At 72.6% G+C, this 18,047-nt stretch carries 15 protein-coding genes and 1 tRNA gene; 8 read left to right on the top strand and 8 right to left on the bottom strand.

Annotation, left to right across the window (positions count from 1 at the left end; genetic code table 11):
* Window positions 1–8 precede the first annotated feature (8 nt).
* The 6 genes from pth to DFQ13_RS05045 form a co-directional block, all read right to left on the bottom strand.
* The gene (gene pth, locus DFQ13_RS05070; RefSeq protein WP_035280746.1) at window positions 9–590 is read right to left on the bottom strand and encodes an aminoacyl-tRNA hydrolase; all 582 of its coding nucleotides are present in this window, start codon (window positions 588–590) and stop codon (window positions 9–11) included.
* 84 nt (window positions 591–674) lie between these two features.
* Complete coding sequence (locus DFQ13_RS05065; RefSeq protein WP_035280748.1) at window positions 675–1,295, bottom strand: 50S ribosomal protein L25/general stress protein Ctc; 621 nt, start codon at window positions 1,293–1,295, stop codon at window positions 675–677.
* Between the two features lie 226 nt (window positions 1,296–1,521).
* Window positions 1,522–2,505, bottom strand: coding sequence for a ribose-phosphate diphosphokinase (locus DFQ13_RS05060; protein ID WP_035280750.1), 984 nt, complete (start codon window positions 2,503–2,505; stop codon window positions 1,522–1,524).
* Window positions 2,506–2,550: 45 nt separating this feature from the next.
* Window positions 2,551–4,062: a bifunctional UDP-N-acetylglucosamine diphosphorylase/glucosamine-1-phosphate N-acetyltransferase GlmU gene (gene glmU, locus DFQ13_RS05055; RefSeq protein WP_110078998.1), complete on the bottom strand. Its 1,512-nt coding sequence runs from the start codon at window positions 4,060–4,062 to the stop codon at window positions 2,551–2,553.
* A 197-nt stretch (window positions 4,063–4,259) separates the two neighbouring features.
* Window positions 4,260–6,011 (bottom strand): GGDEF domain-containing protein, encoded by a 1,752-nt coding sequence (locus DFQ13_RS05050; protein ID WP_052020951.1) that lies wholly within the window; start codon window positions 6,009–6,011, stop codon window positions 4,260–4,262.
* Between the two features lie 107 nt (window positions 6,012–6,118).
* Window positions 6,119–6,189, bottom strand: a tRNA-Gln gene (locus tag DFQ13_RS05045).
* Window positions 6,190–6,515: 326 nt separating this feature from the next.
* Between DFQ13_RS05045 and DFQ13_RS05040 the strand changes: the two genes are divergently transcribed.
* Window positions 6,516–7,469 (top strand): acyl-CoA desaturase, encoded by a 954-nt coding sequence (locus tag DFQ13_RS05040; RefSeq protein ID WP_035280755.1) that lies wholly within the window; start codon window positions 6,516–6,518, stop codon window positions 7,467–7,469.
* Between the two features lie 56 nt (window positions 7,470–7,525).
* Complete coding sequence (locus DFQ13_RS05035) at window positions 7,526–8,128, top strand: TetR/AcrR family transcriptional regulator (RefSeq protein ID WP_084175421.1); 603 nt, start codon at window positions 7,526–7,528, stop codon at window positions 8,126–8,128.
* Window positions 8,129–8,167: 39 nt separating this feature from the next.
* Here the strand turns inward: DFQ13_RS05035 and DFQ13_RS05030 are convergent, their stop codons facing one another.
* Window positions 8,168–8,935 (bottom strand): enoyl-CoA hydratase/isomerase family protein, encoded by a 768-nt coding sequence (locus DFQ13_RS05030; protein ID WP_035280785.1) that lies wholly within the window; start codon window positions 8,933–8,935, stop codon window positions 8,168–8,170.
* 108 nt (window positions 8,936–9,043) lie between these two features.
* On the opposite strand from DFQ13_RS05030, the gene DFQ13_RS05025 reads away from it, so the two are divergent.
* A complete protein-coding gene (locus DFQ13_RS05025) occupies window positions 9,044–10,234 on the top strand; it encodes a PQQ-dependent sugar dehydrogenase (RefSeq protein ID WP_110078997.1) in 1,191 nt (396 codons plus the stop codon).
* On the opposite strand, the gene DFQ13_RS05020 is transcribed toward DFQ13_RS05025, so the two are convergent.
* Window positions 10,218–10,817 (bottom strand): HD domain-containing protein, encoded by a 600-nt coding sequence (locus tag DFQ13_RS05020; RefSeq protein ID WP_181399852.1) that lies wholly within the window; start codon window positions 10,815–10,817, stop codon window positions 10,218–10,220. The two genes, DFQ13_RS05025 and DFQ13_RS05020, sit on opposite strands and share 17 nt — an antisense overlap.
* A gap of 147 nt (window positions 10,818–10,964) precedes the next feature.
* Here DFQ13_RS05020 and mfd point away from each other — a divergent pair, with 147 nt between their 5' ends.
* From mfd to DFQ13_RS35515, 5 genes are all read left to right on the top strand, one after another.
* On the top strand, window positions 10,965–14,555 hold the full coding sequence (mfd, locus tag DFQ13_RS05015; protein WP_233438269.1) for a transcription-repair coupling factor: 3,591 nt from the start codon (window positions 10,965–10,967) through the stop codon (window positions 14,553–14,555).
* 90 nt (window positions 14,556–14,645) lie between these two features.
* The gene (locus tag DFQ13_RS05010; protein WP_219994294.1) at window positions 14,646–15,392 is read left to right on the top strand and encodes an ESX secretion-associated protein EspG; all 747 of its coding nucleotides are present in this window, start codon (window positions 14,646–14,648) and stop codon (window positions 15,390–15,392) included.
* Between the two features lie 101 nt (window positions 15,393–15,493).
* Window positions 15,494–15,901, top strand: a complete 408-nt coding sequence (locus tag DFQ13_RS05005; protein WP_110078995.1) for a hypothetical protein — start codon at window positions 15,494–15,496, stop codon at window positions 15,899–15,901.
* 35 nt (window positions 15,902–15,936) lie between these two features.
* Complete coding sequence (locus DFQ13_RS05000; RefSeq protein WP_161784444.1) at window positions 15,937–16,482, top strand: DUF3558 family protein; 546 nt, start codon at window positions 15,937–15,939, stop codon at window positions 16,480–16,482.
* A gap of 275 nt (window positions 16,483–16,757) precedes the next feature.
* The gene (locus tag DFQ13_RS35515; RefSeq protein ID WP_181399850.1) at window positions 16,758–18,005 is read left to right on the top strand and encodes a hypothetical protein; all 1,248 of its coding nucleotides are present in this window, start codon (window positions 16,758–16,760) and stop codon (window positions 18,003–18,005) included.
* The last annotated feature ends 42 nt before the right edge of the window (window positions 18,006–18,047 follow it).

Here is an 18,047-nt window from a genome sequence, read left to right as displayed (position 1 = left end):
GCGGCGACTCAGGTCGCGTGGAAACTGTTCTGCGCGGCCGTCAGGCCCTGGCCCACGAGCGCCTCCACCGCGTCGGCGCACCGGTCGACCTCGAACGCCAGCTCCTTGCGCTCGGCGGCGCTGAAATCGCGCAGCACGAAGTCGGCCGGGTCCTGCCGACCCGGTGGTCTGCCGATGCCGAACCGCACACGGTGGTACTCCCTGCTGCCCAGCGACTTCGAGATCGACCGTAATCCATTGTGGCCGTTCTCGCCGCCGCCGAGCTTGAGCCGGACCGCCCCGAAGGGCAGGTCCAGCTCGTCGTGGACGACGCTCAGCCGCTCCAGCGGGGCCTTGAAGAACCGCAGCGCGCCCGCCACCGGACCGCCCGAGACGTTCATGAACGACCGGGGCTTGACCAGCACGACCCGCGCCCCGGCCAGCCTGCCCTCCAGCACCTCGGCCCCGGATCGGTGCGCCTTGAACTTTCCGCCCACCCTGGCGGCCAGCTCGTCGGCGACCAGGAAGCCGATGTTGTGCCGGTTGCCCGCGTACTGCGGGCCGGGGTTGCCCAGGCCGACGACGACCTGGGGTGCGTCGTCCTCGCCCATGCACCCTCCGTTCCACGGCCCGATGCCCCGGTCCAGTCGGACCGGGGCATCGGGGATTGTGTCAAACGCGCCGTTGCGGCGGTGTCAGTCCTGGGAGGTCTCGGGGGCTTCCTCGACCACGCCCGCGCCCTCGGCGTCGATCTCCGCCTCCATCTGCTCGGCGGTCGGCGCCGCGTTGACCGCGAGCACCAGGGCGGCCGGGTCGGTCACCAGGGTGGTGCCCGACGGGAGCGGGACCTCGGCGGCGTTGATCTGGGTGCCCGCCGTGACGCCCGCGATGGACAGCTCGACCTGGTCCGGGATGTTCAGCGCGTCGGCCTCGACCTGCAGGGTGGTGAGGTCCTGGGTGAGCAGGGTGCCCGGGGCGGCCTCGCCGGTGATGACGACGGGGACCTCGACGGTGACCTTCTCGCCCCGCTTGACCAGCAGCAGGTCGACGTGCTCGATGTAGTTCTTCAGCGGGTGGGTGGTGACGGTCTTGGTGAGCGCCAGCTCGGCACCGCTGCCGAAGTCCAGGGTCAGCACCGCGTTCTGACCGTGCTCACGCACGACGCGGGCGAACTCCAGGGCGGGCAGGGCCAGGTGCTGCGGGTCGGAACCGTGTCCGTACAGCACGGCGGGGATCTTGCCCGCGCGACGGGTGCGGCGAGCCGCGCCCTTGCCGAACTCGGTGCGCTGCTCGGCGGCCAGCTTTACCTCGGACACGGCGGAACACTCCTTGCGATCAACAACGGCGGCGGGGGCGCGACTTCTCAGTCGGCTGCGGCGGCCTGCGGCAAGGGGGCGCGCGATAACCCGGGACCAATGGGAACGGTCCGAGAACCGCCACGTCGATCACGCCAGGCGCGATGCCCGCCTCGCCGAGGCAACTCGAATAGTCTACGCACGACCCCGCCCCGGAACGAAACCGGGGTCGCCCGCAGGGAAAACGCTACGCATCACCGTCGAAGAGCGAAGTGACCGAGCCGTCCTCGAAGACCTCGCGGATGGCGCGCGCCAGCAGCGGGGCGATGGACAGCACGGTCATCCCCGGGAAGCGCTTGTCCTCGCCGATCGGCAGCGTGTTGGTGAAGATGACCTCCTTGGCGCCGCAGCCCGACAGCCGCTCCTGCGCCGGGCCCGACAGCACGCCGTGCGTGGCCGCCATGACCACGTCCGCGGCGCCCTCGTCGATGAGCTGGCCGACCGCCTTGGCGATGGTGCCGCCGGTGTCGACCATGTCGTCGATGACCACGCACAGCCTGCCCTCGACCTCGCCGACCACCCGGTTGGCGACGACCTCGTTGGGTCGCAGCGGGTCGCGGGTCTTGTGGATGAACGCGATCGGCACCCCGCCCAGGTCGTTGGCCCACTTCTCGGCCAGCTTGGTGCGCCCGGCGTCGGGGGAGACGACGGTGATGTTCTGCGCCGGGTAGTTCTCCTTGACGTAGCGCGACAGCAGCGTCTGGGCGAACAGGTGGTCGACCGGGCCGTCGAAGAAGCCCTGGATCTGCGCGGTGTGCAGGTCGACGGTCATGATCCGGTCGGCGCCCGCGGTCTTGAACAGGTCGGCGATGAGCCGGGCGGAGATCGGCTCGCGGCCCTTGTGCTTCTTGTCCTGCCGCGCGTACGGGTAGAACGGCATGATCACGGTGATCCGCTTGGCGCTGGCCCGCTTGAGCGCGTCGACCATGAGCAACTGCTCCATCACCCACTGGTTGATGGGCGCGGAGTGGCTCTGGATGACGAAGGCGTCGCAGCCGCGCACCGACTCCTCGAACCGGACGAAGGTCTCGCCGTTGGCGAAGTCGTAGGCCGCCTGCGGGGTGATCTCCACGTCGAGGTGCTTGGCGACCTCCTCGGCGAGTTCCGGGTGGGCCCGTCCGGAGAACAGCATCAGGTTCTTCTTCGGGGTGCCGCCGGTCTTGGTGCTCATGCGCGTCCTCGCTGTCTGGGGAACCACGGGCTGTCGGGGGAACCGCTAGTCGGTGCCGGGCTCGGTCCGGGTCGTGGTGTCGTCCGCGTCGGCCGCTGCCCGCCGCGCCCTGCGCGCCGCGTCCGCCGAGGCGGTGCCCGGCCTGCTGCGCAGGACCCAGTCGTCGATGTTGCGCTGCGGGCCGCCGGACACCGCGAGCGCGCCGGGGGGCACGTCCGCGCGGATCACCGTGCCCGCGCCGCTGTAGGCGCCGTCGCCGACGGTCACCGGGGCCACGAACATGTTGTCCGAGCCGGTGCGCACGTGCGAACCGACGACGCTGCGGTGCTTGGCCACCCCGTCGTAGTTGACGAACACGCTGGCCGCGCCGATGTTGCTGTGCTCGCCGATGGTGGCGTCGCCCACGTAGGACAGGTGCGGCACCTTGGAACCGGTGCCGATGTCGGCGTTCTTGGTCTCCACGAAGGTCCCGATCTTGCCGCGCTCGCCCAGCCGCGTCCCCGGGCGCAGGTAGGCGAACGGGCCGACGGTGGCCCCGGCCCCGACCACGGCCCCCGAGCCGTGCGTGCGCACCACGCTCGCCCCGGCCCCGACCTCCACGTCGGTCAGCGTGGTGTCCGGCCCGACGGTGGCGCCCTCGCCGACGGTGGTCCGCCCGCGCAGCTGCACCCCCGGCTCCAGCAGCACGTCGCGGGCCAGCTCCACCTCGACGTCGACCCAGGTGCTGGCCGGGTCGACCACGGTGACCCCGGCGCGCATCCAGGACTCCACCACCCGGCGGTTCAGCTCGGCGCCGAGCCGGGCCAGTTGCACCCGGTCGTTGACGCCCTCGGTCAGCCACGGGTCCGCGCACACCAGCGCCCCGACCCGGCGGCCGTCGGCGGCGGCGATGCCCAGCACGTCGGTCAGGTACAGCTCGCCCTGGGCGTTGTCGGTGGACAGCCGGGACAGGCCGTCGACCAGCACCGCCGCGTCGAAGGCGTACACCCCGGAGTTGACCTCGGTGATGGCCCGCTGCTCGGCGGTGGCGTCCTTGTGCTCGACGATCGCCTCCACGGCGCCGTCGGCGGTCCGGGTGATCCGGCCGTAGCCGGTCGGGTCGGCGACCACGGCGGTCAGCACGGTGACGGCGTTGCCGCGCCCGGCGTGCTCGTCGAGCAGCGCGGTGAGCGTGGCGGTGTCCAGCAGCGGCACGTCGCCGTAGGTGACCAGCACCGTGCCGGTCAGGTCGGCGGGCAGCGGCGCCAGCCCGCAGGACACCGCGTCGCCGGTGCCGTTCTGGTTCTCCTGCACCGCGGTCACGACCTCGCGGCCCAGGGCCTCGGCCACGGTGGACAGGTGCGCGCCGACCGCGTCGCGGCCGTGCCCGAGGACGACCACCAGGTGCGCGGGCTTGAGCCCGGCCGCGGCCCGCACGGCGTGCTCGACCAGCGGCCTGCCCGCCACCGGGTGCAGCACCTTCGGGGTGGCCGAGCGCATCCGGGTGCCCTCGCCCGCGGCGAGCACGACCGCGCTCACCTGCCCGAGCTGCGGGTGGTCCGGGTGGTTGGCGGGCATCGCGCTCCTCGGCATCGGGGTGTCGGCGGCTCGGGTCGGCAGGTCTGACCTGCGCGGCGGGGTCGGAGCAGTCGGGTCGGCATGGTCGGGTCGGCATGGTCGGGCGGGCACAGTCGGGTCGGCAAATCGGGTCACGCAGCGGCCGCGTCCGGCGATCCCGCTGGCACCATCCGGCGAGGTGCGGCCGGGAGCCGATCCTACGTGGTCTCCGGGAGCACCCACGCCCGGTCGGTGGCCCCTGCGGCCGACAGCGTGCCCGGCTCGACCCGCGCCCGCCTGCCCGACTCGGCCGCGGTGATCGCCACGATGTCGTTGCCGCCACCGCGCTTGGCCTGGTACATCGCCGCGTCCGCGCGGGCCAGCGCGCGCACCGCGGTCTCCTGCGGGCGCAGCGCCACCACGCCTATCGACAACGTCACACCGTGGGACATGTCGCGCGGGAGGTTCGCCACCGCGGTCAGCGCCCGGCGCAGCGCGGCCTCCGCGGCGTGCAGCGGGGCCCCGGGCAGCAGCACGATGAACTCGTCGCCGCCGTAGCGGGCGACCATGTCGCTGCCGCGCAGCGCGTCGCGCAGGGTGCCCGCGACCACCCGCAGCACGTCGTCGCCCTCGGCGTGCGACATGCGGTCGTTGACGCCCTTGAAGCCGTCCAGGTCGACCAGGGCAATGGCCAGCGGGTGGTTGGTCGGCGAGGACGCCAGGGCGTCCAACCGCTCGTCGAGCGCGCGGCGGTTGGGCAGCCCGGTCAGCGGGTCCTGCAACGCCTGCCGGGCGATCGAGGAGTGCATCCGCGACAGCCGCTCGTGCTCGCGGCGGGTGTTGAGGGTGGCGATCCGCGACTCGCGCATGTCCCAGAGCTGGGCCTCCAGCTCGGTGGCGTAGTGCTCCAGCGCCGAGGCGGTGCGCTCCCCGCCGTCCGGGCCGGACAGCCGGGCGAACTCGCGGATCAGGCACAGCCGCAGCGTCGGCTCGGCGGCCTCGTCGCACATCTCCGCGCGGGCGCTGCCGAGGACCTCCACCGCCTCCTCCTCGCGGCCCTCGTGCTCCAGGCAGCGGGCCAGCGCGATCGCCACGATGACCAGTTCGCGCGGGTAGCTGTCGGAGGCGATCAGCCCGCGCAGCCTGCCGATGTGCGCCTCCCCGGGCTGGGCCAGGGCCAGCGCGGCGCCGATGATCGGGTTCTGGTCGGCGGCGGCGGAGTGCGGGTCGCGGGGGAACAGCGACTCGCGGAACGGCGCCTCCACCGCGACCGCGATGGCCGCCGCGGTGGCGAACCGCTCGGCGGCCCGCTCGTCCTCGCCGATGCGCTCCAGCCGCAGGCCCCAGCCGACCAGCAGCCGGGCCCGGTTGATCAGGTGCACCGAGATCAGGTGCGGCCCGGCGCTGGCCCGGATGCACTTGTGCGCCCGCGACATCACCTGGTCGGCGACCTCGTAGACGCCGAGCTGGGTGAGCACGGTGCCGATGTCGACCAGGGTGGCCGCCATGATCATGTCCCAGGTGCGGCCGCCGAGCATCACGTCCGGGGTGATGTCCTCGTCCAGCATGGCCAGCGCGACCGCGGCCTCGGTCAGCGCGGCGTCCTCCGCGCCCGCCAGCAGCAGCCTGCGCCCGCGCAGCGCGTGCGCGTCGGCCTGCAGCACCACCAGCCCGTGGCGGCGGGTGTGCGCCAGCATCTCGTCGAGCAGCGGTTCGGCGGAGTCGGCCAGCTCGTTGTTGACCACCCGGACCGCGACCGCCGAGCGCAGGAGCTGGGCCACCATCCTCGGCTCGCCCCGGCTCTGCGCCTCGGCCAGCAGCCGGTCGACCTCGTCGGTGTGCCGGGGGCGGTCGCGCAGCGCGCTGGTCTGGATGACGGCGAGCAGCTCGCGCGCGCGCCCGACCAGCCAGGCGTCGGAGCGCTCCTCCAACGCGGGCAGCTCGCCGTCGCCACGCTGCTCGTCGTCCACGTCCGTCGCTGCACCCTCCGGGCTCGAGGCCTGCTGTGTCCGCGGTGTCCCGCGCCCCGCGTGTTCTGTTGTCGCCGCCCCTGGTCCCGCCCGGACCGGGTGGCCCGCTCCGCCGCCAGGATTCGAACCTGAACCATTGGAACCAAAATCCAAGGTGCTGCCTTTACACCACGGCGGACCGCCGGTGGATCACCACCGACCGCGGGGACATCGTGGCACGACCGCCGGGCGGCCAGCACCGGTACCCGGCGGATTGGTCGTCGCTCGCGTCCGATCGGGTGTTACGCGGGTCACTCCGACGGCCGCACCGCTACGCACGGAACGCGCACCGGGACGCACCGTTCCCGCACCCCGGCACAGTGGCGCGAACCCGCCGCGCCCGACGCGCCGACGGGGTCGCCGCAGCGCTGGCGCGTCGGCGCGCCCATTCCCTACGCTGACGTAAGTTACGGCGCCGTAGGTGAGCCTGGCCTCAGCCCCGGGTTCGGAAAGAGGTACCTGAACATGACGAGCACCCTCGACGCGAAGGCGGGCGGCGAATCGTCCGGCGGCCCGAAACCCCTCTACGAGGGCAGCCGCGGCTCCGCCAACCGGATCGCGGTCTACATCTTCATCCTCGTCCCGTTCGCCGCCCTCATCGCGGCCGTGCCGCTGCTGTGGGGCTGGGGCCTGGGCTGGGTCGACGTCGCGCTGGCGGTGTTCTTCTTCTACTTCACCGGCCTGGGCATCACCGTCGGCTACCACCGGCTGTTCACCCACGGCTCGTTCAAGGCCAAGCGCCCGCTCAAGATCGTCCTGGCCGTCATGGGCTGCATGGCCATCCAGGGCCCGCCGATCATCTGGGTCGCCGACCACCGCCGCCACCACGCCTTCTCCGACCGCGAGGGCGACCCGCACTCCCCGTGGCTGCACGGCACCACCCCGCTCGGCATCGCCAAGGGCTTCTGGCACGCGCACATGGGCTGGATCTTCGAGCACGAGGTCACCAACAAGCAGCGCTTCGCCCCCGACCTGCTCGCCGACCGCGACATCGTCCGGGTGCACAAGCTGTTCTGGCTGTGCACCACCGCGACCCTGCTGCTCCCCGCCGCCCTCGGCGCCCTGCTCACCTGGTCGTGGTGGGGCGGGGTCACCGCGTTCTTCTGGGCGGGCCTGGTCCGCGTCGCGGTCCTGCACCACGTGACCTGGTCCACCAACTCCATCTGCCACCTGATCGGCGAGCGCCCCTTCACCAGCCGGGACAAGGCCGCCAACTTCTGGCCGCTGGCCATCCTCAGCTTCGGCGAGTCCTGGCACAACCTGCACCACGCCGACCCCACCTGCGCCAGGCACGGGGTCAAGCGCGGCCAGATCGACACCTCGGCCCGCCTGATCTGGGTGTTCGAGAAGCTCGGCTGGGCCACCGACGTCCGCTGGCCCACCCCCCAGCGCCTGGCCAAGCTCACCGCCACCAGGTGACTATCTAGGGTGTGCCGATGAGCGGTCGGCGTCGGCAAGGGGAATCGCGCGTGCGCATGACGGGCAAGGAACGCCGCCAGCAACTGCTGGACGTCGCCCGCGAGCTGTTCGCGGAGAAGGGCTACGACAGCTCGTCGGTCGAGGAGATCGCCCACCGGGCCGGGGTCAGCAAACCGGTCGTGTACGAGCACTTCGGCGGCAAGGAGGGCGTCTACGCGGTCGTCGTCGACCGCGAGATGCAGTCCCTGCTCTCCGGCATGACCGACGCGCTGACCGAGGACGCCGCCCACCCCCGCCTGCTCCTGGAACGGGCGGCCTGCTCCCTGCTCGACTACATCGAGGGCTCCACCGACGGGTTCCGCATCCTGGTCCGCGACTCCCCGGTCGCCACCGCCACCGGCACCTTCTCCAGCCTGCTCAACGACATCGCCAGCCAGGTGGAGCACATCCTGGGCGTGCAGTTCTCCAAGCGCGGCTACGACGCGCACCTGGCCGCGCTGTACGCGCAGTCGCTGGTGGGGATGGTGGCGCTGACCGGGCAGTGGTGGCTCGACGCCAGGGAACCGGGCAAGAACGAGGTCGCGGCGCACCTGGTGAACCTGGCGTGGAACGGCCTGTCGCACCTGGAGGGCAAACCGACGCTGCGCGAGCGCGGCTGACCGGTCCGCGTCGGACGGGTGGTGCCGGACCGGGTGGGGTCAGAACCTCGGGGGGCGCTTCTCGAGGAAGGCGGTCACGCCCTCGGCGTAGTCCGCGCTGGTGACCGAGTGGCTGTAGAGGGCCTCGACCTCGGGGTCGGCCGCCGCGGCGCCGTCGACGATCTTGGTGATGATGGTCTTGGCGCCGCGGATGGTGACCTGGGAGCGGGTGGCCATCAGGGTGGCGAGGTCCTCGGCGCGCTTGGGCAGGTCGTCGACGGGGTGCAGTTCGTTGACCAGGCCGATGCGCAGGGCGGTGGCGGCGTCGAGGATGTCGCCGGTGAAGAGGATCTGCTTGGCCCAGGCGGGGCCGACCGCGTCCACAAGTTGCTTGGTGGAGGGGAGGTTGAACACGATGCCGAGCTTGGCCGGGGTGATGCCGAAGCGGGCGTCGTCGGTGGCGATGCGCAGGTCGCAGGCGAGGGCGAGTTCGCAGCCGCCGCCGATGCAGAAGCCGGTGATGGCGGCGACGGTGGGCTTGGCCAGGCCGGTCAGCGCGGCCGTGGCCGCCTCCACCGCCTCGCCGTAGCGGACCGCGCCCTCGGCGTCGCGGCGCAGGGTGGTGAACTCGCTGATGTCGGCCCCGGCGGAGAACGTGTCGGTGCCGCGCACGACCAGCACCCGGACACTGTCGTCGGCGGCGACCGCGGCGACGTGGCCGGGGATGGCCGCCCACATCTCGTAGCTGAGCGCGTTGCGCTTCGCCGGGCGGTCGATGGTCAGGGTCGCCACCGGGCCCTCGACGGCCAGGCTCAGGTACTCGCTCACCGGCACACCGTATCCGCCGGCCCCCGGTCCGGGGAGCCTCCGAGAGCGCCGTCACGCGGGTCGGGTGGTCGGGCGGCGCCCCGCCCCGGGAACGGGCATTCTGGGCACATGTTCCGGACCCGTGCACTGACCGCGGCCGCCGCGGCGTTGGGCCTCGCAGGCTGTTCCGACGCCGCGGTCGGCCAGGTCCCCGCCCCGGGCTCGACCGCGCCCGCCACGCCCACCTCGGCGGTCGCCCCGGCGCTGGCCGTGGAGACCGTCGCGGGCGGGTTGACCCACGGGTGGGACATCGGGTTCCTGCCGGACGGCAAGGTGCTGGTCAGCCAGCGCACCGGCCAGTTCGCCCTGCTGTCGTCCGGGCGGCCCGGCGCGACCGCGACCACCCTGCGGGCCGACACCGCCGACATCCAGGTGCGCGGTGAGGGCGGGCTGCTGGGCATGGTCGTGCACCCCGACTTCGCCACCTCCCGCGAGTTCACCTCCTGCCAGACCCACACCGAGGGCGGGCAGCCCAAGGACATCCGGCTGGTCACCTGGAAGCTGTCCGACGACGAGCAGTCCGCCACGAAGGTCAAGGACCTGCTGACCGGGCTGCCGCTCGCCGCGAGCGGCCGCCACTCCGGGTGCAGGCCGACGATCGCCGCCGACGGCGCGCTGCTCGTCGGCACCGGCGACACCGCCTCGGCGTCGGCGTCGCAGGACAGGGGCAACCTGGGCGGCAAGGTCCTGCGCATCGACCTCAAGACGGGCGCCCCGCTGGCGGACAACCCCACCCCCGGGTCGCCGGTCTACACCTACGGCCACCGCAACGTCCAGGGCGTGGCGATCCGCCCGGGTTCCGGGCAGGTCCTCACCGCCGAGCACGGCCCGGACAAGAACGACGAGGTCAACCTCCTGGTCGCGGGCGCGAACTACGGTTGGGACCCGTCGCAGGGCGGCACGGTCTCCGAGTACGACGAGAGCGTTCCGATGACCGACCTGACCCGCTTCCCCGACGCCGTCCCGGCCAAGTGGGAGTCCGGCCCCACCACCGAGGCGGTGTGCGCGTCCGCGTTCCTCGACGGTGAGCAGTGGGGGGCGCTCAACGGCGCTCTCGTGGTCACCGCGTTGAAGGGCGCCAAGCTCCTCCTGCTGTCCCTGGACAAGGACGCCAACGTGCAGTCGGTCGCGATCCCGCCGGAGTTCGCCGACCAGTTCGGCAGGCTGCGCGCGGCGCGGACGGGTCCGGACGGCGCCCTCTACGTGACGACCTCCAACGGCTCGGACGACAAGCTGCTGCGGATCACCCCGAAGGCGTGAGGCTTCCCAGTTCGCGCTTGAGGTTCCTGCGCGCTCTAGTGTCCCAGCGGCTGCGTGCAAGAGGGGTCCGGTAGAGAGAGGGCAACTCCAGCAGGTTCCGCAGCACCACGGCCCGCCCCGCGCGGAACGCGTCGTCCGGGACGTGCGGGTACTCGAAGCGGACCGCCCTGGCGTAGGCGTCGTAGTCCTCGGGCGTCGCGGCGAGGATCGCCAGGTCGGCGTCGCACAGCACCTCGCCGTTGGTGTCGCCCGGCTCGGTGCGGTGGCCCTTGGTGAGGCGCACCAACCGGGCGACCTCCGCCACCGAACCGGCGGGCAGGTGCGCGGCCAGGTCGGTCTCGGCGAGCCGGGCGCTGGCTTCCTCGTCGTCGGGTTCCCCCCGGTGGACGGCGTCGTGGTAGCAGGCGGCCAGGCGCACCAGGTCGGGGTCGGCGGCGTGCCCGGCCAGGGTGTCCACGTGCCGCAGCACCGCGTGCAGGTGCCGGAGGTCGTGGTAGCGGCGGTGGCCCTCCGCCCACCGGTCCAGCAGCGCGGCCAGCAGCGGCTCGGGCAGCGACAGCCGCGCCCACACCTCGGTCGACATGGGCGAACGCTATCGGCGCGGCGACTGTCAGTGCCAGTGCGTAGTCTTGGCAGCCGAGTACCCCCACCGGTGACACCTCCCCGGCAGGGGTATGTCCGCGTCCGAACCCGATGACCACACCCACCTCCGCAAAGGACAGGCGCACTCGTGTCCCAGGCCCCGGCCGTGCTGCACGGCCTTCTCGACACCCTGCTGGCCGACCCGGCCTGCCTGGCCGTGGCCGAGGCGGCCGGTGCCCCGGCGATGGCCATGCAGGGCCCGGTGGCGGCCCGGCCGCTGGTGGTGTCCGCGCTGGTGGGCGCGGGCAGGCCGGTGCTGGCCGTGACCGCCACCGGCCGCGAGGCCGACGACCTCGTCGCCGTCCTCGGCGACCTGCTCGGCCGCGACGCGGTGGCCGACTTCCCGTCCTGGGAGACGCTGCCGCACGAGCGGCTGTCCCCGCGCGCGGACACCGTCGGTGCCCGCCTCGCCGTGCTGCGCAGGCTCGCCCACCCCGAAGAACACCCGGCCGGGCCGCTCAAGGTCGTGGTCTGCACCGTGCGCAGCCTGATCCAGCCGATGGCCCCCGGATTGGGTGAACTCACCCCGGTGCACCTGGAGGTCGGGGCGGAGTCCGACTTCGACGCCGTCCTCGCCCGGCTCGCCGACCTGGCCTACGCCAGGGTCGACATGGTGGAGAAGCGCGGCGAGTTCGCCGTCCGCGGCGGCATCGTCGACCTGTTCCCGCCGACCGCCGTGCACCCGCTGCGGGTGGAGTTCTGGGGCGACGAGGTCTCCGAGATCCGCTCCTTCGCCGTCGCCGACCAGCGGTCGCTGCCCGGGGAGCTGACCGGGGTCACCGCGCCGCCGTGCCGGGAGCTGCTGCTCACCGAGGAGGTCCGCGCCCGCGCCGCCGCCCTGGCCGGGCACCACGAGTCCGACGCGCACCTGCACGAGATGCTGACCAAGCTCGCCGAGGGCATCCCGTCCGAGGGCATGGAGGCGCTGATCCCGGCGCTGCTGCCCGGCGAGATGCAGATGCTCACCGACGCCCTCCCCGAGGGCACGCACGTCGTGGTCAACGACCCGGAGAAGGTCCGCACCCGCGCGCACGACCTGGTCCGCACCGGCCAGGAGTTCCTGGAGGCGTCCTGGATGGCCGCCGCGGGCGGCGGCACCGCCCCGATCGACCTGGGCGCGTCGGCCTACCGCGACCTGGGCGACGTCGCCGCGCACGCCAGGGACGCGGGCCGCTGCTGGTGGACGCTGTCGCAGCTCACCGACGAGAACGCGGTCCCGCTCGACGTGCACGCGGTCGAGTCCTACCGCGGCGACATCGCCCGCGCCTTCGCCGACCTGCGCGCGCACACCGCCGCGGGCGGCGCCGCCGTGCTGGTCGTGCCCGGGGCGGGCACCGGCAAGCGCGCGGTCGACCAGCTCGCCGAGGCCGAGGTCACCGCCGCGTTCGCCGAGGACGGGCTGACCGGGGCGCCGCCCGCGGGCCGGGTCACCGTGGTCCGGGCCGGGCTGGAGGACGGGTTCAGCCTGCCCGGCTGCGCGCTGGTCGTGCTCACCGAGTCCGACCTCACCGGCGGCAGGCACGGCACCTCCACCCGCGACATGTCGACCAAGATGCCGTCGCGGCGGCGCAACGCGGTCGACCCGCTGGCGCTCAAGCCCGGCGACTACGTGGTGCACGAGCAGCACGGCATCGGCCGCTACGTGGAGATGGTGCAGCGCGCCACCAAGGACACCTCCGGCGGCTCGGTCACCCGCGAGTACCTGGTGCTGGAGTACGGCAGCTCCAAGCGCGGACACCCCGGCGATCGGCTGTTCGTGCCCACCGACCAGCTCGACGAGGTCTCCCGCTACGTCGGCGGCGAACTGCCCACGCTGAACAAGCTCGGCGGCTCGGACTGGAAGAACACCAAGGCCAAGGCGAAGAAGGCGGTCAAGCAGATCGCCGCGGAGCTGGTGCAGCTCTACGCCGCCCGGCAGGCCGCCCCCGGCCACGCGTTCGGCCCGGACACCCCGTGGCAGCGCGAGCTGGAGGACGCGTTCCCGTTCACCGAGACCGTCGACCAGCTCGCCGCCATCGACGAGGTCAAGACCGACATGATGCGCGGCGTCCCGATGGACCGGGTCATCTGCGGCGACGTCGGCTACGGCAAGACCGAGATCGCGGTCCGCGCGGCGTTCAAGGCGGTGCAGGACGGCAAGCAGGTCGCCGTGCTGGTGCCCACCACGCTGCTGGCCCAGCAGCACCTGTCCACCTTCGCCGGGCGGATGCACTCGTTCCCGGTCACGGTGAAGGGCCTGTCCCGGTTCACCGACGCGCAGGAGTCCGAGCGCACCGTCGAGGGCCTCGCCGACGGCACGGTCGACATCGTCATCGGCACGCACCGCCTGCTGCAGACCGGCCTGCGCTACAAGGACCTCGGCCTGGTCATCGTGGACGAGGAGCAGCGCTTCGGCGTCGAGCACAAGGAGCACATCAAGGCCCTGCGCACCCACGTCGACGTGCTGACCATGTCCGCGACGCCGATCCCGCGCACCCTGGAGATGTCGCTGGCGGGCATCCGCGAGATGTCGACCATCCTGACCCCGCCCGAGGACCGCCACCCGATCCTCACCTACGTCGGTGCCTACGACGACAAGCAGGTCGCCGCCGCCATCCGCCGCGAACTTCTGCGCGACGGCCAGGTCTTCTTCGTGCACAACCGGGTCTCCTCCATCGAGAAGGCAGCGCGGGCGCTGCGCGAACTCGTCCCCGAGGCCAGGGTGGTGACCGCGCACGGGCAGATGAACGAGGACCGGCTGGAGAAGATCATCCAGGGGTTCTGGGAGCGCGAGCACGACGTGCTGGTGTGCACCACGATCGTCGAGACCGGCCTGGACATCTCCAACGCCAACACCCTCATCGTCGAGCGCGGCGACATGCTCGGCCTGGCCCAGTTGCACCAGCTCCGCGGGCGGGTGGGCCGCGGCCGCGAGCGCGGCTACGCCTACTTCCTGTACCCGCCGGAGTCCCCGCTCACCGAGACCGCGCACGACCGGCTCGCCACCATCGCCCAGAACACCGAACTCGGCGCGGGCATGGCGGTCGCCATGAAGGACCTGGAGATCCGCGGCGCGGGCAACATCCTCGGCGCCGAGCAGTCCGGCCACATCGCGGGCGTCGGCTTCGACCTCTACATCCGCCTGGTCGGCGAAGCGGTGGAGGCCTTCCGCAAGCACGCGGGCGCCCCCGGCGCCGAGGACGAGGAGGAACTGGCCGACGTCCGCGTCGACCTCCCGGTCGACGCCCACATCCCGCACGACTACGTGCCGGGGGAGCGCCTGCGCCTGGAGGCCTACCGCAAGCTCGCCGCCGCCCCCGACGCCGCGGGCCTGGACGCGGTGCGGGAGGAGCTGGTCGACCGCTACGGCGAACTGCCGCAGCCGGTGGTCAACCTCCTCGCCGTCGCCGCCTTCCGCCAGACCTGCCGCGCCCACGGCGTCACCGAGGCCATCGCCCAGGGCAGCAGCATCCGCTTCGCCCCCCTGCCCCTGCGCGACTCCCAACTGGTCCGCCTCAAGCGGCTGCACCCGAAGGCCGTGCACAAGGCGGTCACCAACACCGTCACCGTCCCCCGCCCCACCGAGGGCGCGGCGGGCGGCCGCATGGGCGCCCCGGTCCTGCGCGACCGCGAACTGCTGGACTGGTGCGCGAAGTTCCTGGCATCCCTGGAGGTCGCCCCCGCCCCGGCAGGCGTCTGACAGCGCTCGCGAGCACCCCGGCCGTGCCGACACGGCCGGGATCGGTCGTCTGGGACCCGCGCTCCCGGCCGCTGTGCCACGATGTCGAGCATGCCTCGGATGGAGTGCTCACTCGCCGAACTGGACGCGCTGGGCTCGGCGCTGGACCTGCCGGTGTGGCGCTTCCCGTTCACCACACCGGTGTTCGGCGGCCTCGGCCGGGCCGAGCTGTTCGCCGCGGTCAACACCAGCCTGAGCAGGCGCGGGCTCATCCACCGCGACCGGTTCGACCCCGACCTGGAGGCGGCCCTCCGGCTGTACGCCACCGGCCGGGTGTCCATCGCCGTCAACGGCATGGCCGGGGGCACGCAGGTCACCGCCCTCGCGGTGCTCGACGGCACCCGCGGTGTGCTCGCCGTGCTGCGGGACGAACGCGTCGCCTTCCACCCGCTGCCCGCCGAACGCGTGGCCCGCGCCGTGGTCGACACGGTGCCCCCATTGCCTGCTGGACCGGGCACCTCCGTGACCGTGTCCGACGCCCCCGCCGCCCAGCAGTCGCCGACCACTGTCCTGCAGCGCGCCCGCCCTCCCGGCGACCGCGCGGGTCACGACCTCCACGCCGCCCGCCGGATTCTGGCCAGACCACGGCGCGGCGGCGGCGCGTTCCTGATCAGCACCCGGGGCAAGCCCGCCCAACCCGATCCGAGCGAGGCCATCTCCTGGGTCGACACCGACGTGGGCCGCTACGCCGTGACCACCGCCACGGGCCGGGACGGTCGCAGGCACGTGACCTACCTGCCCGCCGACCACGCCCGGCTCGAACGCGAAATCCAGCGCACACTCGCCGAATTCACCTGATCGGAGCAGGGATCGCGATAATCCGACGCGTCGTTTCAAACCATACAATTGTTGCAGGCCGACTTGTACGGTTTCGTGCTGGGTGTTCGGGGGATGGGGGAATGACGATGAGCCTGCCTGCGAGCTTCGCGGGGATCAGTGCCGCCGTGTACCAACTGGGCGTCGCCGCCGACCGGGGGTTCACCGTTTCCGGTCCCGGCGCCGGTGCCCTGATCAGCGCCGTCACGGAGATGCGAGAGGTCGTGGTCGCGGCCCTCGACAACGCTGTGCGGTTCGGTCAGGAACCCGCGTTGGGGCAGACGCCCGCGGCGCAGGTCTACAAGCCGTTCATGGCTTCGATCGCCACCGATCCGGTCCAGGGCTTCATCCCGTTTCTCGAACGCCTGCAACAGGACCTGGTCGATGCCGAGGCGGCATTGCGCAAATCCATGGCGGCTTACGATGGCAGTGATCAGACCGGTACGGGTGTCATCGTCGCTGCGGGCTCTGCGAAGGGCATCGTCACATGATCTGGAGGGTGTCTGTGGGCGCGCGAGAGGCGGCTGTGGCAGCCGTGGTCATCGGGGTGCTCGTCTCCGCTGGGTGCGGTGTTGCCCGGACGTCCGGATCGGCGATTCCAGTACCGGGTCCGGTGTCCACCGATGGCTCGGGGACCGCCACCGGCACGCCGAGTACGACGGTGTCCGCGCCGGAGAAGAGCGATTCGCTGGCGGACGCGGATCCGTGTGATCTGCTGACCTCGGCCGACAAAGCGGTTCTGGGGATCACGAAGTCCGAGGAATCCGAGAAGGTCGGCACTGAGCGGGTCTGCAGGCACCTGACCGCTGATGGGGCTGTCTCACCCGGTATCCGCACCAATGTGGGTCTTGCCGGGATCGTGGTGGATGGTCCGATCAGCGATCTCTCGATCGGTTCGCACCAGGCGAGGCAGATGCGAACCCTCGCCGGTCGTTGCTTCGTCTTTCTCGGTGTGTCCGCGTCGTCGAGGGTGGATGTTCTCGGCAGCGAACTGCGTGGTGATCAGGACGCGGCGTGCGACCTGGCGTTGCGGGCGGCGAAGTTGATCGAGCCGAACCTGCCGGAATCGTAGAGGGGGCGCGGACGATGGCTGAGGACCCTCCATCCGCCGAGGTGGTGCGGAGGTACACGATCCACCTCCACGGTCGGGTGTCGACCGCGGATGAACTGCGTGCGCAGGCCATGGTTGAGAACCTCGCGCGGTACGGGCCCCTCTACGGGGGCCTGATGGGGATATTCAACACGCCTGCCGAGACTGACGACAAACTCGACGCCCAGGCTCAGCAGTTGCGGCGGGACACACTGACCCGTTCTGTGCCGGAAGCACCCGGAATCCACTACGAAGGCATGCCGCACCGGCAGTTGTACGACGCGGTGAACACCGGGGTCGACCCGGGCGCCGTGGGGGCGGTGGCCGAGTCGTGGATCAAGGTCGGGAACCGGATGGCCGGGTTCGGTGATCTGGTGGCCAAGGCGATCGGCAGCAGTGAGTCCACGTGGGAGGGTGAGGCCGCGGACAAGGCGCGGTGGGCGCTGGCCGTGTTGGCGAACAAGTCCGGGGAGGCGGGACGGGCCGCGCAGTTGGCCGGGACGGTCGGGAACCAGCAGGCGCGGGCGTTGACCACCGCGAAGAACTCGGTGCCGCCCCCGCCGGACCCGCCCTACGACCCCCTTTCCGCCGCCCGGCACTTGCAGACGATCACCGATCCGGTGGCCTACGCCCAGCAGGCGCAGCAGGACCAGCAGCGGGCCGCCGCTCAGGACGCGGCGCACAAGCAGGCCGCGCAGGCGGTGCGGACCTACGACCAGACGTTGACCGCGACCGCGTCCGCCGCTCCCGCGTTCGCCCCGCCCCCGTCCGTCGTGGACCCCGGCGGTGGCGGTGGACCCGGCGGGATCGGTGGACCCGGCGGGGTCGGCCCGCGGGGCGGGGCGGGTGGCCCGGGCGGTGGCATCGGGGAGCCCGCACCGGTCGCGCCGGGGTCGGACTCGACCGGCGGACCGGGTTCTCAGGGTGGTCCCGGCCGACCCGGGGGCGGCCCCGTCACCCCGGTTGTCGGCGGGTCCGCTCCGGATGTCGGCGGGGCGCCGGGGCAGACCGTCAGTTCGGGAGCGGGATCGGTCAGCGCCGCGACCGGTGGCGTTGGCCTCGGACCGGAGGTGCGCGACGGTGCCGGTCGCAGGCCCGACGGTCTGTCGTGGGGGCTCGGGGCAGGCGGTCCTGGTCCTGCGGGCGGGGCTGGTCTCGGCGGTGGGTCGGTGCGTGGTGGGGCGGGGCGCGGCGGGTTCGGTGGGGAGTCCGGTGGGTTCGGTGGCAAGAGCACCGGCGGTGGGGCTGGTTCCGGTGGGCCGGGAACGGGTGCCCGCGTCGGTGCGTCCCACCCCGGCGGACCGGTCGGAGCGGGCGGTTCGCCCACCGCTCGCGGTGCCGGGCGACCCGGTGCGGCAGGGGTGGGTGCGGGTGCCGGGAGCGGGGCCCGTGGTTCCGGGAACGACGACCTCGAGCACCAGCGTCCCGACTACCTGCTGGAGGCCGACCCGGATGGGCTCTTCGGCACCGACGAGCCCACCGCTCCCCCGGTGATCGGTCTGTAGCGACGCCCAGCGGCTCGTAACGACCCGTCGTCGCCGGGCGAA

Source organism: Actinokineospora spheciospongiae (assembly GCF_003182415.1).
Taxonomy (GTDB): Bacteria; Actinomycetota; Actinomycetes; order Mycobacteriales; family Pseudonocardiaceae; genus Actinokineospora; species Actinokineospora spheciospongiae.
This window is presented reverse-complemented; position numbering and strand designations above follow the sequence as displayed.